The organism is Paraburkholderia sp. IW21 (genome assembly GCF_041321145.1).
Taxonomy (GTDB): domain Bacteria; phylum Pseudomonadota; class Gammaproteobacteria; order Burkholderiales; family Burkholderiaceae; genus Paraburkholderia.
Genome location: NZ_JBGGWA010000004.1, coordinates 21,146 through 35,597, shown reverse-complemented (window position 1 = coordinate 35,597; position 14,452 = coordinate 21,146). Strand labels below are relative to the sequence as shown.

Sequence of the window (14,452 nt, the reverse complement as noted above, 5' to 3'; positions counted from 1 at the left end):
CGCGCAAACGTTAAAGCGCGCTGACGCCTTGTTACGCATCGGCCTGCGGGGAAGCGGGGCGAGCACGCTATCCACAGGAATGTCATCCCATGCTGTCCCCCATCGCTCGCGCGGCGTTGCTCGCCTTTGCGGGTCTGCCGCTCGTCGTGCACGCTCAGGCTGCGGCTTCATCGTCTTCTTCGTCTTCATCATCATCTTCTTCTGCCGAGACGGGGGCTGCCGGTCTATCGCCCACGGTGTTGTCGCCCGTAGTCGTGACCGCGGAGCGCGGGCCGCAACCGCTCGCTGAGGCGATCCCGCCGACCACGCTATTCGATCAGCAGGACATCGCCGATTCGGCCGCGACCGATTTGCCCGGTCTGCTGCAACTCGCTCCCGGCGCGCAGATCTCGCGCACGGGTGGCCCGGGTTCCACTGCCAGCCTGTTTCTGCGTGGCGCGTCGTCGACGCAATCGCTGTTGCTGATCGATGGCGTGCGAGTCGACTCGGTGAGTCTGGGCGCGCCGCAACTCGCGCAGATTCCGCTCGACCAGATCGATCACGTCGAAGTCGTGAACGGTAACGTGTCGGCACTGTACGGCTCGGGCGCAATCGGCGGCGTGGTACAGGTGTTCACCAAAGCTGGCGGCGACCATCCGCCACGTTTCAATTTTTCGGTGGGCTACGGCAGCTATCACACGCAGACGCAACAGGCCGGCGTGAACGGCGCCTTGGATAAGGACGGCAAGACGACCTTCAGCATCTCGCTCGCGCGCTCGAAAGACGACGGTTTTTCGTCGCTCAATCCTGCGCAGGCCCCTAACGCGAATCCGAACGCGAACGGCTATCTGAACGAAAGTATCTCGGCTTCGCTGCGCCACAAATTTAACGACAAGTGGGACGCAGGCGTCACGTATTTCCAGTCGAACGGCAATAACAGCTACGACAATGCGTACGGCGTGCCGGCCGATCTGAACAACCTGTATAGCAAGGTGCGCCAGGTGTCGGCGTTCGCGAACGGCAAGCTGACCGACTGGTGGACCACGCATTTCGTCGTCTCCGAAGGCGACGACCGTAGCGTGTCGAATACCAACGGCATCTACAACGGCCGCTTCGATACCGACAATCGCCAGTACACCTGGCAGAACGATTTCGCGCTCGCCGCGCAACAGAAGCTGCAGGTCGGCTACGAGCATCTCGATCAGAGCCTCGACTCGGATACGTTCGCGGCGCCTGGCCGGCATGTGGATTCGGGCTTTGTCGGCTATACAGGACGCTTTGGGCGCAACCAGATTCAGGCCAACGTGCGGCGCGATCAGTATTCCGATTTCGGCGGGGCGAACAGTTACTATCTCGGCTACGGTTTCGACATCACCGAGCATTGGAAGGCGACTGCAAGCTATTCGGATTCGTTCCGCGCGCCGAGCTTCGACGATCTGTACTATCCGATCAGCGGCAATCCGTCGATCCAGCCGGAGCGCAGCCACTCGATCGAAGCAGCGTTGCAGTACGCGTCGAATGCGCTTGGCGTGATGCGCCTGAGCGCGTTCCAGACGCGCTATTCGAATCTGATCGACTACCCGCAGGTCACGCCAGGCATCTATCTGGCAGAGAACGTCGGCCATGCGAAGGTGCAGGGACTCGAAGGATCGTGGAGCGGTCACGTGGGCAAGACGGATGTGCGCGCATCGATAACGCTGCAAAATCCCGTCGACCTCGATAGCGATACCGACCTCGTGCGGCGTGCGCGGCGCTTCGCGTCGCTGGCGGTGAATCGCAGCATCGCCGGTTGGCGTGTCGGCGGCGAGTGGATATTGAGCGGCGCGCGCGACGATAGCAGCGGCAAGCTGGGCGGCTACGGCGTGGTGAATCTGTCGGCGCGCTACAACATCACAAAGGCGTGGTACGTGACCGCGCAAATCCAGAACCTGTTGAACAAGGACTATGAAACGGCCTACTCGTATAACTCGCCGCGGCGCGGTGCCTATGTCACGGTCGGTTGGCAGCAGCAGTAACGGGTGCGCCTCTCCGGGTTCAGGCGGATGAACCGCAATCCGGGTTCGATACCCGCGACGCTGCGTGTGATGAGTGCGAAGCGCGCGGCTGCGATCTGGTTCGCGCTTGCCGCAATCGCGCTGGCTGTGCTGATGGCCTCGCTCGCACTCGGCAGCGTGTCGCTTGCACCTGCGCGCGTGTTGGCGGCGCTCCTGCCGTCGCATGCCTCGCATGTCGAGTCTGCCGATCTGGCCGGCGAGATCGTCCGCACACTGCGTTTGCCGCGCGCGGTGGCCGGCTTTGCATGCGGCGCGTTGCTCGCATTAGCCGGTGCGCTGCTGCAAGTGCTGTTGCGCAATCCCTTGGCCGAACCCTACGTATTAGGCGTCTCGGGCGGCGCGGCGACGTTCGCGCTGATCGCGATGATTGCCGGTTGCGCGTGGTGGATTGTCGATGCCAGCGCGTTCGCGGGCGCATTCGTCTCGATCCTGCTGGTACTCGGCCTCGCCCGCCGCGAGTTGTGGCGGGGCGAACCGCAGGATACCTCGCCACGTTTGCTGCTGACCGGTGCGGTGATCGCAGCCGGGTGGGGCGCCGTCATTACCTTGTTGCTCAACCTTGCGCCCGACAATCGTCTGCGCGGCATGCTGTTCTGGCTGACCGGCGATCTGAACGGCGGCGCGATGCCGTGGACAGCGCTCGCCGCGCTCTTCGTGGTACTGGTTGCGATCGTGCCCGCTGCGCCGCGTCTTAATGTGCTGCTGCGAGGCGATGCGGCCGCACAGGCGTTAGGCGTGGCGGTGATGCCGCTGCGCTTGCGTGTGTATCTGGTGGCGTCGCTGGCGGCCGCCGCGGCGGTCACGACTGCGGGCACCATCGGTTTTGTCGGGCTGGTGGTGCCGCATATGCTGCGGCTTGCGTTCGGCAACGATCAGCGCATGCTGCTGCCCGCTGCGGCACTCGGAGGCGGCGTTGCGGTGATGGGCGCGGACTTGATCGCGCGTACGGTGATTGCGCCGGCGCAATTGCCGGTCGGCGTGATTACGTCGATCGTCGGCGTGCCGGTGTTTCTGTGGATGCTGCTGCGCCGACGTCGATGATGAACACACATAACGCCTCGCATGCCGCGCTCAGCGCGCAACGCCTGACCTTGCGCGCGGGCACGCGCACCTTGCTCGACGCATTCACGCATACGTTCTACGAAGGCGAGATCTGGTGCGTCGCCGGGCCGAACGGCGCGGGCAAGACGACACTGCTATCCACGCTCGCCGGTTTGGCGCAGCCGTCGGCGGGACATGTCGAACTCGATGGCGTGCGTCTCGCGGACTGGCAGCCGTTGCCGCTCGCGCAACGTCGCGCTCTGATGCCGCAAAACGCGCCCGACGCATTCAGCGCGAGCGTGCTCGATATCGTGATGCTGAACCGCTTTCCGCATCTGACCGGCTGGGGTTGGGAGGGCGAGGCCGATCGCGCTGCCGCGCATGCCGCCCTCGACTCATTGGGCCTCGCCGCATTCGCTGCCCGCGACGTACTGTCGCTTTCAGGCGGCGAACGTCAACGCGTCGCGCTGGCCGCGGTGCTGTGCCAGGACGCGCCATTGTTGCTGCTCGACGAACCGTTATCGCACCTGGATCTGCATCATCAGATCGATTGCCTGGAGGCGCTGACCGCCTGGACGCGCGAGCCCCGGCGTACAGTGATGTTTTCGTGTCACGACCTGAACCTCGCGCGCCGCTTCGCGACGCATGCGCTGCTGCTCGACGGCGACGGCAGTGCCTATGCCGGACCGGTGCACGACGTGCTGACGCCCACGCTGACGAGCCGCGCATTCGGCTATCCGTTGCTTCTGATTCGCGAGGGCGAGCATGAGGCGCTGATTCCCGCGCCGCGCCCGCATCGCGAATCGCCGGCGAGCCGTGACACTCCGGCAAGCTAACCGGTTCATCAAAACATTTTCTCTTTTAGAAACGTCCATGACTTCTTTGCCAGGTTTGCCGGGATTGTCCGAAGTCGAACCGCTCGATCAATCGCTGCGTGCCGAGTTGCAGCACATCATCGATACCAGGACCAAGCCGCCCGGCAGTCTGGGGCGGCTTGAGGCGCTCGCGCGCCAGATGGGGCTGATCCAGCATACGACGCATCCCACGGTCGAACGTCCGGCGATGATCGTATTCGTCGGCGACCACGGCATTGCGAAGGAAGGCGTAAGTCCTTATCCGCAAGCGGTGACCGCGCAAATGGTCGCCAACTTTCTCGCGGGTGGCGCGGCGATCAATGCCCTGAGCCGGGTTTCCGGCGTCGAGCTCGAAGTGGTCAACGCAGGGATTGCGACGCCGCTCTCGTCGACTGAAGGACTCGTCGACATTCCGGTCGCGGCCGGCACGCGCAACTTCGCTCACGAACCCGCGATGACGCACGAACAGGCGCTGGCCGCGATGCGGGCGGGCGCGGTTCGCGTACGGCATCACGCGGCGCTCGGCAGCAACGTGATTGGTTTCGGCGAGATGGGGATTGCGAATACTTCGTCGGCCGCATGTCTGATGAGCCGCTTGTGCGGCGTGCAGATCGACGAATGCGTCGGCCGGGGCACGGGCCTCGATAACGCAGGCCTCGCTAAAAAGCGCAACGTGCTGGCGTCGGCGCTCGCGCATCACGCCGTCACCACCGATCCGCTCGATGTGCTCGCCACCTTTGGCGGCTTCGAAATCGCCATGATGACCGGCGCGTATCTCGCCGCCGCGCAAGCGCGGATGACGATCCTTGTCGACGGTTTCATCGCGACCTCGGCATTGCTGGTCGCCGATGCGTTCGCATCGAACGTGCGCGAGTATTGTGTGTTCGCCCACGCGTCGAACGAAGCGGGGCATCGGCGCATGCTCGATCATTTCGGCGCCCTGCCGTTGTTGTCGCTGGATATGCGTCTTGGCGAAGGCACGGGCGCGGTACTCGCAGTCCCGCTGCTGCGCGCGGCGGCCGCGTTCGTCAATGAAATGGCGAGCTTCGAATCGGCCGGTGTCGCGAATCGCGATGTGTGATCGGTCATACAAGGCGCCGTCATACGGAAACGTGCGCCCGGCTCACTCATGAACCCGCTCGCGGAACTGCGCTACTTTTTCACGGCGCTCGGCTATTTCACGCGCGTGCCGGTACCGCGTTGGGTCGGCTATGAGCCGCACTATCTGAACGCGGCGGCGCGCTATTTTCCGCTCGTCGGCGTGTTGATCGGCGGCATGAGCGCGCTGGTCTATCTCGCGGCATTGCGCGTGTTTCCGGCGGGCGTGGCGGTGCTGCTGTCGATGGCCGCATCGCTTCTGGTCACCGGCGCATTTCACGAAGACGGCCTCGCCGATTGCGTCGATGCGTTCGGTGGCGCCTTTACACGCGACGCTGTACTACGCATCATGCATGATTCACGCATCGGTGCTTTCGGTGCCATCGCGCTCGTGATCACGCTTGCATTGAAGTGGCAAACGCTCGCCGCGTTGCCCCCGATGCGCGCCGCAAGTCTGATGATTGCAGCGCATGCAGCGAGCCGCGCGTGCGCAATCAGCTATCTGGCCACGCTCGACTACGTGCGCGCCGAAGGCAAAGCCAAGCCGGTCGCCCAGCGTTTGAGTGGGCCCGCGTTGTTCTGCGCAGCGGTGTTCGGTTTGCCGTGGCTGCTCTGGCCGAACGGGCTGGCTTCGCCGAATTGGCGCTTCGCTTGCGCGACGCTCGCCGTATTGGCGGCGCTGCGTTTTGCAATGGGCCGTTATTTCGTCAGACGCATCGGTGGCTACACGGGCGACTGCCTCGGCTTCGCGCAACAGATCTTTGAATTGAGCATCTACCTGGTGGGGCTCGCATGGATATCGTCCTGATTCGTCATCCTGCCGTCGCACTCGATTCGGGCGTGTGCTATGGCCACAGCGACGTGGCGCTCGCCGAGGACGTCGACGTATCCGCGAGCGTCCTTGCATTGAAACTCGCGACCTTGCAGGTGCCGCCACCGCGCGTGCTGATGTCGAGTCCGCTGACGCGATGCGCGACACTGGCGGCGGTCATGGCGAACGATTTCGGCTGCGCGCTCAGTCACGACGACCGTCTGAAGGAAATGAACTTCGGCGATTGGGAGCAGCAGCGTTGGGATGCGATCGATCGTGGCTTGCTCGACGCGTGGGCAGCCAACTTCGAACACGCGCGTGCGCATGGTGGCGAGAGCGTTTCGCAATTCGTCGCGCGGGTGCGGGCGTGGTTCGACGCGTTCGCGCAGACGCGTGAATTGACGCCGGCTTATGTGGTCACGCATGCCGGTGTGATGCGGGTGATCGCGTCGCTGGTGCTGGACGTGCCGCTGGAGCGCTGCCTGCGATGGTCGCTGGAGATGGCCGCGGTTGTGTGGCTGCGCAGGAATGAGCAGACGCAGCAATGGACGTTGGTGAGGTGGAATGCGTGAAAGCGGCGGGCGTTGCAGCCAGCTGCCGCCCTCGAATTGCGCCAATCGCGGCCTTATTCGTGCCATTTTTTCTGAATATTTGTCGCGAAAGGCGTAATCGCGCCACTTTTTGGTCTAAGAGTGGCGCAATTAGCCGGAATCGTGCCACAATGCTAGGCGGAAAGTGGCGCGATTAGGATTTATCGCGCCACATGGACGCTAAGGTGGCGCGCATGAACAGCAACGGCATCAAGCAGGAACTGGATCTGATCGAGCAGCTCATCGCGACCAGCGCTGAAGGGCGTAGCGTTCGTGCGCTGGCTTCCGCACTTGCCGCGCGGCGCCATCCCATGCAGCGCCGCACGCTGCAACGTCGTCTCGATGTGCTACTCGAAGCTGGCCGGATCATTTCGGAGGGCGCGGGCCGGGCGGTGGCCTATAAACGGGCCCCGGTTCCCAGCGAGACTGCGTCTCCCTCTCAGGCATTCACTACGGCACGCACTGCCGGCGAGGCCTACGTGCCCGTCTCGAGTGCGGGTCTCGAGGTGCGCGCCGAAGTGAACAGGCCATTGCACGAACGTCGCCCGGTCGGCTACAACCGTGCGTTTCTCGAACGCTATCGTCCGAATCAGGACGCGTATTTACCGCACGCGCAACGTGAACGTTTGCACGAGTGGGGCCGCACGTCGGCGGATGTGCGGCCGGCCGGCACTTACGCGCGCGACATCATGAGCCGGCTTCTGATCGATTTGTCGTGGGCGTCGTCGCGGCTCGAGGGCAATACCTACACGCGGTTCGACACAGTGCGGCTGATCGAGCAAGGGCAAATTGCGGAAGGCAAGGACGCCCAGGAAACCCAGATGATCCTCAACCACAAGGCCGCGATCGAAATGATCGTAGAGAGCGCCGACGAGGTGGGCTTCAACCGGTTCACCGTGCTGAATCTTCACGCGATTCTTTCCGATAACCTGATGTCCGACCCGTTCGCGAGCGGCCGTTTGCGTGTGCGCGAAGTGGAGATCAGCGGCACCGTATTTTTTCCGCTCGCCGTGCCGCAGCAGATCGCGGAGTGTTTCGAGGTGGTGTTGAACAAGGCGGCTCAAATCGACGATCCCTTCGAGCAAGCTTTTTTCAGCATGGTGCATTTGCCGTATCTGCAGCCCTTCGAAGACGTCAACAAACGGGTCTCGCGTCTGACCGCGAATATCCCGCTGATCCGGCAGAACCTGTGTCCGCTGTCGTTCGTCGACGTTCCCGAAAAGGCCTACGTCGAAGGCACGCTCGGCGTGTACGAAACCAATCGCGTCGAGTTGTTGCGCGATGTTTTCGTCTGGGCGTACGAGCGCTCGTGCCAGCGGTATCTGGCAATTCGCCAATCGATCGGCGAGCCGGACGCATTCCGGCTCAAGTATCGCAATGCGTTGATACAGGGGGTGCAGGAGGTGATTCGCGGCGGCCTCGCGGGCACGCGCGGCGAGATCGAAACGCTCGCGCGGAATCTGGTGGCGCCGGGCGATGTGTCTTCGTTCGTCGACGCAATCCAGTCCGATCTCGATCAGCTCTATCTGGGCAATGTCGCGCGCTATCGGTTACGGCTTTCCGAGTTCGAGCGCTGGCCATTCAAGCGCGCAGATACCGTCTCACGGTAATGACACTGCACGTCTGCACGTCTGCATGGCGCCGTGCGATGTGCGGCGTGGCATCACTGCGCGCCGCTCATCCTGCGCGAACGCGCCAGGTCCAGGTCTTCGCACAGTTGCTTCGCCCCTTGCACCACGCGGGGCGCCGGTCGATTGATCAGATCGCCGTCGATGGCGAACAGATTGTTGTTCGCCACGGCTTTCAGGCTCGGCCATGCGCGCCATGTGCTGAGTTGCGGCAGGGTAGTGTCCGGTTGGGTCGCGCCGGGCGCGGCAGTGACGATCGCCTCGGGGTTCGCCGCGAGTACGGCTTCGGTTGAAACCGTCGGCACCAGGGGCTCCAGTTTCGCAAACACATTACGGCCACCGCATAACGCAATCACGTCGCTGATCATATGTTCGCCGTTGAGCGTCATCAACGGCTGGTCCCACACCTGGTAGAACACGCTGACTGGCGGCCGGCTCGCATACTGCGTACGCAACTGTGCGATGTCCCGACGGTATGCGGCCGCTGCCGCATCCGCGGCCGGTGAGGTGCCGAGCAATTGCCCGAGCCTGGTCAGCGATACGGCCACATCGTCGAGATGATGCGGCTCGCTGAAGAACAGCGGCACATGCATTTCGCGCAGACGATCGAGTTGACGCTGTGCATTGCCATGCCGCCACACGACGATCAGATCGGGCTTCAACGCGACGATGCGTTCGAGGTCGAGCGCCTTGTTGTCGCCGACGCGCGGCAGTTGTTTCGCTTCAGGCGGATAGTCGCTGTAGGACACGGCGCCGACCACCTTCGCAGCGCCGCCCGCCGCGTACAGCAGTTCGGTGACGTGCGGCGCGAGGCTGATCACACGTTGCGCCGGGCGAGGCAAGGTGACGGTTGCGCCGGTGTCGTCGGTGACGGTGATCGCGGCGTGCGCGTCCAGCGTGCCGGCGAAAAGTACGGCGGCGATAGCGAAGCGGGCGTGTCGAATCATCGGGCTGGGACGTTGGAGACGCATTGGGCAACGGCTTCGCGCAAACGCGCTTCGAAACGCGTCCATTCGACGTCGCCCGCAGGCAACCCGAAGCGCACACTGCCCGACGCCATGAAAAGCCGTGTCCACACGCCGCGTTGCGCCAAAGCCTCATGCAGAGCGGCGGCGCGCGCATCGTCGGTCCACGCGAAGAGCGGTGTGCTGCGCGTGACGAAACCATGCGCGCGCAATAGCTTCACCAGCCGGGCGCTTTCGCCATCGAGCCGCATACGCATCTGCTGTTGCCACAACGTGTCTTGGAACGCGGCGCTGACCGCATGACGAGCCGGACCGCTGACGGTCCACGCACCGAGCGTGCGACGCAACGCGCTGAGCAGGGTCGGCGCACCGAGTACGAAACCCGCGCGCACGCCTGCGAGACCAAAAAACTTTCCTGGCGAACGCAACACGATCAAGCCGTCGCGATCGCTGTTCGCCGCGAGCGACGCCGAAGGCATCGTATCCGCGAACGCTTCGTCGACCAGCAGCGTGCCGCCGCGCGCCCTCAGTTGCGCATGCCAGTGCAACAGCTTGCCGGCGCTCAGATGCTCCGCGGTCGGATTGTTCGGATTCACGATGACCACATGAGTGAGCGTGTCCGGCAAGGTTTCCCACGACACATCCAGCGGCACGACCTCATGTCCGGCTCGCTCGAATGCGGGCGCATATTCGCTGTACGTGAGCGGCGCGATGCCAACCTGTGCGCTTCGCAGCAGCGAGGGTAGCGCGCGAATCGCCGCCTGGCTCCCCGCCACGGGCAGGACATGCGTGGCATCGGGCGCGCCGTAGTAACGCGCGGCGCAGGCGGCAAAGCCGTCGCCTTCGTCGGGCAGGCGGCGCCATGCGTCGGCGGGAACGGGGGGCACCGGATAGCCATGCGGATTGATACCCGTCGACAGGTCGAGCCACTGCGCGTGCGGAATGCCGTAACGCTCGGCCGCTTCGTGCAGATTGCCGCCGTGCACCATTGCATCGAACGTAGTGCTGGGACCCGTCATGCGGTCAGCCGTTCGGTCAGCCATGAAAAGGCACACTCAACAACGCCAGCACGATCAGTACCGCCAGCCAGAGAATGACCGTGCGTTCGACCAGCATCAACGCTGCGGTCACATGTTGGGCCTTCGCGGGGTGTCCGAAGCCTAAAGTGGGTCGATATTCAAGTGCGCCGTGATAAACCGCTGGGCCGCCGATCAACACATTCAGACTGCCGGCGCCGGAGGCCATCACCGGACCGGCGTTCGGGCTATCCCAGCGCGGCGCCTGTTCGCGCCAGCAACGCAATGCGGTGCGGGTATCGCCGAGCAACGCGTAGCTCGCCGCGGTGAGGCGTGCGGGAACCCAGTTGAGCACGTCGTCGATGCGCGCGGCGGCCCAGCCGAAGCGCAAATAGCGCGGCGTGCGATAGCCCCACATTGCATCGAGCGTGTTGGCGAGACGAAACCCCAGCGCGCCCGGACCGCCCGCGATCGCGAACCAGAACAGCGCGCCGAAGATCGCGTCGTTGCCGTTTTCGAGCGCCGATTCGACGGCGGCGCGCGACAGCGCCGCTTCGTCGGCATGAGTGGTTTCGCGCGAGACGATGCGCGAGGTCAGCAAACGCGCTTGCGCCAGATCGCGTCGCGCCAGGGCCTGCGCGATCGGCGCAATGTGATCGTGCAGACTGCGCGCGCCGAGGGCGAACCACAGCAGCACAACGTGCACCGCGCAGGCCGCAAAAAACGGCAGCACCCAGACGAGCCACCAGGCGATCAGCACCGGCGGCATGACTGCCAGCGACCACGCGAGCAGTCCTTTGAGGCGCAAGCGGCGGCCCGCGTTATAGCGCGTTTCGAGGCGCATGGCCCATTTGCCGAAGCCGACCAGCGGATGCGCGGTACGCGGCTCGCCAAACCAACGGTCGACGGCGACGCCCGCGGTCGCCAGGGTGACGATCAGAGGAAGCGACAGCATCACGCGCTGCCTGCTGTCTTAAGGGTGAGCGGCAAGCCCGCGACCATCATCGTGACGTGTTTGCTCAACGCGGCGATGCGCTGATTGAGCCGCCCGAGTTCGTCCACATAGAGGCGTGTCTCTGCGCCGAGCGGCACCACGCCCAGACCGATTTCATTGCTGACCACGATGATCTTGCCTTTGGCGTTGACGAGCGCCGCTTCGAAAGCGGCAAAGTGGGCGTGATAGCGATCGACCGGCAAACCGTCGCCGTCAGGTGGACAGAGCAGGTTGGCGAGCCAGAGCGTCAGACAGTCGATCAGAATGCAATGACCCGGCGCGTCGATTTGCGTCACGGCGCCGGCGAGATCCACGCTCGCTTCGAGCAACTGCCAATGCGCCGGACGCCGCTCGCGATGATGCGCAATGCGCGCGCTGAATTCGGCGTCGTCAGCCACGCGCGCGGTCGCGATGTACGTGACGGAGAGGGCGCTGTCGTTCGCCAGGTGTTCGGCGTGCACGCTCTTGCCCGAACGGGCGCCGCCGAGAACGAAGGTGAGGTCGCGGGGAATCATCGCGTGATTGTACCGGCGTGCGGCGCGTGCAGGCGCGATGGGATAATGCCGCGATTCAACTTGCTGCGCCGGGCGGCACAGCTGCATTGCCGCTGCATGACTTACTGTATCGCTGCGGTGTGCGTCGCCGCTTCACTGCCTATTCACCGCCGAGCCCGACATTCCGTGACCACCACTTCGACCCCGCATGACGTTGTATCCGTGCCGCGCGGCACGCTGATGATTCAGGGCACCACGTCCGATGCGGGCAAGAGCACGCTCGTCGCTGGTTTGTGCCGGCTGGCGCGCCGCGCCGGCGTGCGGGTCGCGCCGTTCAAGCCGCAGAACATGGCGCTCAATAGCGCGGTGACGGTCGACGGCGGCGAGATCGGCCGCGCCCAGGCCTTGCAGGCGGTGGCCGCGGGCATCGCCGCGCACACCGATCTGAATCCGGTGCTGCTCAAGCCGACGAGCGACCGCGGCGCGCAAGTGATCATCCACGGCAAGGCGCGCATGAATCTCGATGCGCGTGCTTACCACGACTACAAACCGGTCGCGTTCGAGGCGGTGCTGGAATCGTATGCGCGTCTGCAAGCGGCGTACGACACGATTTTCGTCGAAGGCGCGGGCAGTCCCGCCGAGATCAATCTGCGCGAGCGCGATATCGCCAACATGGGTTTCGCCGAAGCGGTCGATTGTCCGGTCGTGCTGGTGGCCGACATCGACCGCGGTGGGGTGTTCGCGCATCTGACCGGGACGCTCGCGTGTCTGTCGGCAAGCGAGCAGGCGCGTGTGCGCGGCTTCATCATCAACCGCTTTCGCGGCGACGTCAGTTTGCTCAAGCCCGGGCTCGACTGGCTCGAAGCGAAGACCGGCAAGCCGGTACTCGGCGTGGTGCCCTACCTGCACGGTCTGACGCTCGATGCCGAAGACATGCTGCCACCGGAACTGCGTGCGGCGCAAAGCGGGGATACGGCGCGCACCCTGCGGGTGGTTGTGCCGGTGCTGCCGCACATCAGCAATCACACCGATTTCGACGCGCTGCGCGCGCATCCGCAGGTCGATTTTCATTACGTGCGCAGCGGCACGCCGCCTCCGCCGGCTGACCTGATCATCCTGCCGGGCTCGAAGAACGTGCCGGGCGACCTGGCCTTTCTGCGCGCGCAAGGCTGGGATGCCGTGCTGCAAAGGCATCTGCGCTACGGCGGCCGCGTGATCGGCATTTGCGGCGGCATGCAGATGCTCGGGCGCGAAGTGGCCGATCCGCACGGCGTGGAAGGTGCGCCGGGTACGGTCGCGGGCCTCGGCTGGCTCGACTACGCGACGGTGCTGACGCGCGAAAAAACGCTGAAAAATGTCACCGGACACCTCGCGTTGCCCGGTTCGCCTGCGGTGGCCGGCTACGAGATTCACATGGGCGAGACGCAAGGTCCGGCGCTGGCTTCGCCCGCGCTGCAATTGGGCGAAGCGCGGGATGCGCATCCCGACGGCGCGATCTCCGTCGATGGCCAAATCCTCGCCACCTACGTGCACGGCCTGTTCGACACGCCGGCCGCGTGCGCCGCGCTGCTCGCGTGGGCGGGTCTGAGCGGCGCCGAGAAAATCGACTACCCGGCGCTGCGCGAAGCCTCGCTGGATCGTTTGGCGGACACGCTCGCAGAGCACCTCGATCTCACGAAACTTTTTGCTGCAATTGGCTGATCGGGATCAGATCGGCAGGGGCGATTAAATCCTGTGGAGAAATAATCAAAGCCCATGGAGCGGTTTTTCACGTCATATTCGTTCGAATAAACTCTTTACCTCGACGGCCGATTTCGGGCCGTCTTTCCCGTAAAGGACTTTCATGAATTCGACCCGTTCCGCCGATCTGGCCGCTTTGCTCCTTCGCCTGGCCTTGGGCATCCTGTATCTCGCGCATAGCCTGCAGAAAATCTTTGTTTTCACCCTGCCGGGCACGGCGCAGTTTTTTGTCTCGCTCGGCTTGCCGGGCTGGCTCGGCTATGTGACGGCGTTCGTCGAACTGATCGGCGGTATTGCGCTGTTGCTTGGCGTGCAGGTCCGCTGGGTCGCGCTGGTGCTGCTGCCGTTCATGCTCGGCGCGATGTCTGCGCACCTGCATAACGGCTGGGGATTCGCTTCGCCGCACGGTGGCTGGGAATATCCGGCCTTCTGGGCGGTGGCCTTGGCGGTGCAGTCATTGCTCGGCGGCGGTGCACTGGCGCTGGGCGGGGCGAAAGCGCCGCGCGCAGTGGTTGCCTGATACTGCTGGGAGGCGGCGCAGCCGGTCTGCTGCGCCGGATCACGAAAAAGCACGCGCCGTGAGGCCGCGTGCTTTTTTTATGGCGCGTTGCCGCGCCTCACATCGCTCAGTCAGTACAACACCATCTGCGTGCAGCGAAAGAGGGCGATCGTCTTGCCGTTCGGATCGGTGACCGTGGCGTCCCACACCTGCGTGCTGCGGCCCAGATGCACGCCCTTGGCGACCGCGCGGATCGTGCCTTCGGTCGCCGTGCCGAGAAAATTGCTTTTCAGCTCGATGGTCGTGAAATTGCGTGCCGTCTCGGGCAGGTGTGCAAGGCACGCGTAGCCGCAGGCGGTGTCGGCGAGGCCGATCACGGTTGCCGCATGCAAGAAGCCGTTCGGCGCGAGCAACTCGCCGCGCACGGTCAATTCCGCGCTCAGGACGCCTTGCCCCAGCTCGTGGACATGCACGCCCAGCAGGCCGGGCAGCGTGCCCTTCTGGCGCTCGTGGAGGCGCTCGACAGTGTATTCCGGACGGAGTTTGCTCATGAGATTCGGGTCCTCTATGGAAAAATCAGTGATATAGGGCGGTCAATTAGCCGTTCGGGGGCTTCGGCCCCGGTGCATTTGTCGATATTATCAACGGCTGGATCGGCGGGTGAACCTGAAACCGGCACGGATCAGGAC

At 64.2% G+C, this 14,452-nt stretch carries 14 protein-coding genes; 9 read left to right on the top strand and 5 right to left on the bottom strand.

Annotation, left to right across the window (positions count from 1 at the left end):
• Nucleotides 1-89: 89 nt before the first annotated feature.
• The 7 genes from ACAX43_RS10595 (at nt 90) to ACAX43_RS10565 (ending at nt 8,037) form a co-directional block, all read left to right on the top strand.
• Nucleotides 90-1,994, top strand: coding sequence for a TonB-dependent receptor domain-containing protein (locus tag ACAX43_RS10595; protein WP_370708357.1), 1,905 nt, complete (start codon nt 90-92; stop codon nt 1,992-1,994).
• A 27-nt stretch (nt 1,995-2,021) separates the two neighbouring features.
• Nucleotides 2,022-3,074, top strand: a complete 1,053-nt coding sequence (locus ACAX43_RS10590) for a FecCD family ABC transporter permease (RefSeq protein ID WP_370708356.1) — start codon at nt 2,022-2,024, stop codon at nt 3,072-3,074.
• Nucleotides 3,071-3,910 carry an ABC transporter ATP-binding protein gene (locus tag ACAX43_RS10585; protein ID WP_370708355.1) on the top strand — a complete coding sequence of 280 codons (840 nt, stop codon included), beginning with the start codon at nt 3,071-3,073 and terminating at the stop codon, nt 3,908-3,910. The genes ACAX43_RS10590 and ACAX43_RS10585 overlap by 4 nt, the downstream gene beginning before the upstream one ends.
• Before the next feature lie 37 nt (nt 3,911-3,947).
• Nucleotides 3,948-5,009, top strand: a complete 1,062-nt coding sequence (gene cobT / locus ACAX43_RS10580) for a nicotinate-nucleotide--dimethylbenzimidazole phosphoribosyltransferase (RefSeq protein ID WP_370708354.1) — start codon at nt 3,948-3,950, stop codon at nt 5,007-5,009.
• 48 nt (nt 5,010-5,057) lie between these two features.
• Nucleotides 5,058-5,834, top strand: coding sequence for an adenosylcobinamide-GDP ribazoletransferase (locus ACAX43_RS10575; RefSeq protein WP_370708353.1), 777 nt, complete (start codon nt 5,058-5,060; stop codon nt 5,832-5,834).
• Nucleotides 5,819-6,409 carry an alpha-ribazole phosphatase gene (cobC, locus tag ACAX43_RS10570; RefSeq protein WP_370708352.1) on the top strand — a complete coding sequence of 197 codons (591 nt, stop codon included), beginning with the start codon at nt 5,819-5,821 and terminating at the stop codon, nt 6,407-6,409. Before ACAX43_RS10575 ends, cobC begins: the two co-directional genes overlap by 16 nt.
• 212 nt (nt 6,410-6,621) lie before the next feature.
• Nucleotides 6,622-8,037 carry a Fic family protein gene (locus ACAX43_RS10565; RefSeq protein WP_370708351.1) on the top strand — a complete coding sequence of 472 codons (1,416 nt, stop codon included), beginning with the start codon at nt 6,622-6,624 and terminating at the stop codon, nt 8,035-8,037.
• 53 nt (nt 8,038-8,090) lie between these two features.
• Here the strand turns inward: ACAX43_RS10565 and ACAX43_RS10560 are convergent, their stop codons facing one another.
• From ACAX43_RS10560 to cobU, 4 genes are read right to left on the bottom strand one after another with little or no spacing between them, the layout of a single operon-like run.
• Nucleotides 8,091-9,002, bottom strand: coding sequence for a cobalamin-binding protein (locus tag ACAX43_RS10560; protein ID WP_370708350.1), 912 nt, complete (start codon nt 9,000-9,002; stop codon nt 8,091-8,093).
• The gene (gene cobD, locus ACAX43_RS10555; protein ID WP_370708349.1) at nt 8,999-10,039 is read right to left on the bottom strand and encodes a threonine-phosphate decarboxylase CobD; all 1,041 of its coding nucleotides are present in this window, start codon (nt 10,037-10,039) and stop codon (nt 8,999-9,001) included. The genes ACAX43_RS10560 and cobD overlap by 4 nt, the downstream gene beginning before the upstream one ends.
• Nucleotides 10,040-10,055: 16 nt before the next feature.
• Nucleotides 10,056-10,991: an adenosylcobinamide-phosphate synthase CbiB gene (gene cbiB / locus ACAX43_RS10550; RefSeq protein WP_370708348.1), complete on the bottom strand. Its 936-nt coding sequence runs from the start codon at nt 10,989-10,991 to the stop codon at nt 10,056-10,058.
• A complete protein-coding gene (gene cobU, locus ACAX43_RS10545) occupies nt 10,991-11,545 on the bottom strand; it encodes a bifunctional adenosylcobinamide kinase/adenosylcobinamide-phosphate guanylyltransferase (RefSeq protein WP_370708347.1) in 555 nt (184 codons plus the stop codon). Before cobU ends, cbiB begins: the two co-directional genes overlap by 1 nt.
• Nucleotides 11,546-11,548: 3 nt before the next feature.
• Between cobU and ACAX43_RS10540 the strand changes: the two genes are divergently transcribed.
• Entirely contained in the window at nt 11,549-13,225 is a 1,677-nt protein-coding gene (locus tag ACAX43_RS10540; RefSeq protein ID WP_370708346.1) for a cobyric acid synthase, read from the top strand.
• 142 nt (nt 13,226-13,367) lie between these two features.
• The gene (locus tag ACAX43_RS10535) at nt 13,368-13,784 is read left to right on the top strand and encodes a DoxX family protein (protein ID WP_370708345.1); all 417 of its coding nucleotides are present in this window, start codon (nt 13,368-13,370) and stop codon (nt 13,782-13,784) included.
• 110 nt (nt 13,785-13,894) lie between these two features.
• Here the strand turns inward: ACAX43_RS10535 and ACAX43_RS10530 are convergent, their stop codons facing one another.
• Nucleotides 13,895-14,314: a PaaI family thioesterase gene (locus ACAX43_RS10530; protein ID WP_370708344.1), complete on the bottom strand. Its 420-nt coding sequence runs from the start codon at nt 14,312-14,314 to the stop codon at nt 13,895-13,897.
• Nucleotides 14,315-14,452: the final 138 nt, after the last annotated feature.

What these genes read in the sequence shown, in the direction of transcription:
- cobD (WP_370708349.1), bottom strand. Translation starts at nt 10,039, where the DNA reads ATGACGGGTCCCAGCACTACGTTCGATGCAATGGTGCACGGCGGCAAT.
- ACAX43_RS10560 (WP_370708350.1), bottom strand. Translation starts at nt 9,002, where the DNA reads ATGATTCGACACGCCCGCTTCGCTATCGCCGCCGTACTTTTCGCCGGC.
- cobC (WP_370708352.1), top strand. Translation starts at nt 5,819, where the DNA reads ATGGATATCGTCCTGATTCGTCATCCTGCCGTCGCACTCGATTCGGGC.
- ACAX43_RS10590 (WP_370708356.1), top strand. Translation starts at nt 2,022, where the DNA reads ATGAACCGCAATCCGGGTTCGATACCCGCGACGCTGCGTGTGATGAGT.
- ACAX43_RS10585 (WP_370708355.1), top strand. Translation starts at nt 3,071, where the DNA reads ATGATGAACACACATAACGCCTCGCATGCCGCGCTCAGCGCGCAACGC.
- ACAX43_RS10530 (WP_370708344.1), bottom strand. Translation starts at nt 14,314, where the DNA reads ATGAGCAAACTCCGTCCGGAATACACTGTCGAGCGCCTCCACGAGCGC.
- cbiB (WP_370708348.1), bottom strand. Translation starts at nt 10,991, where the DNA reads ATGCTGTCGCTTCCTCTGATCGTCACCCTGGCGACCGCGGGCGTCGCC.
- ACAX43_RS10565 (WP_370708351.1), top strand. Translation starts at nt 6,622, where the DNA reads ATGAACAGCAACGGCATCAAGCAGGAACTGGATCTGATCGAGCAGCTC.
- ACAX43_RS10575 (WP_370708353.1), top strand. Translation starts at nt 5,058, where the DNA reads ATGAACCCGCTCGCGGAACTGCGCTACTTTTTCACGGCGCTCGGCTAT.
- ACAX43_RS10535 (WP_370708345.1), top strand. Translation starts at nt 13,368, where the DNA reads ATGAATTCGACCCGTTCCGCCGATCTGGCCGCTTTGCTCCTTCGCCTG.
- cobT (WP_370708354.1), top strand. Translation starts at nt 3,948, where the DNA reads ATGACTTCTTTGCCAGGTTTGCCGGGATTGTCCGAAGTCGAACCGCTC.
- cobU (WP_370708347.1), bottom strand. Translation starts at nt 11,545, where the DNA reads ATGATTCCCCGCGACCTCACCTTCGTTCTCGGCGGCGCCCGTTCGGGC.
- ACAX43_RS10595 (WP_370708357.1), top strand. Translation starts at nt 90, where the DNA reads ATGCTGTCCCCCATCGCTCGCGCGGCGTTGCTCGCCTTTGCGGGTCTG.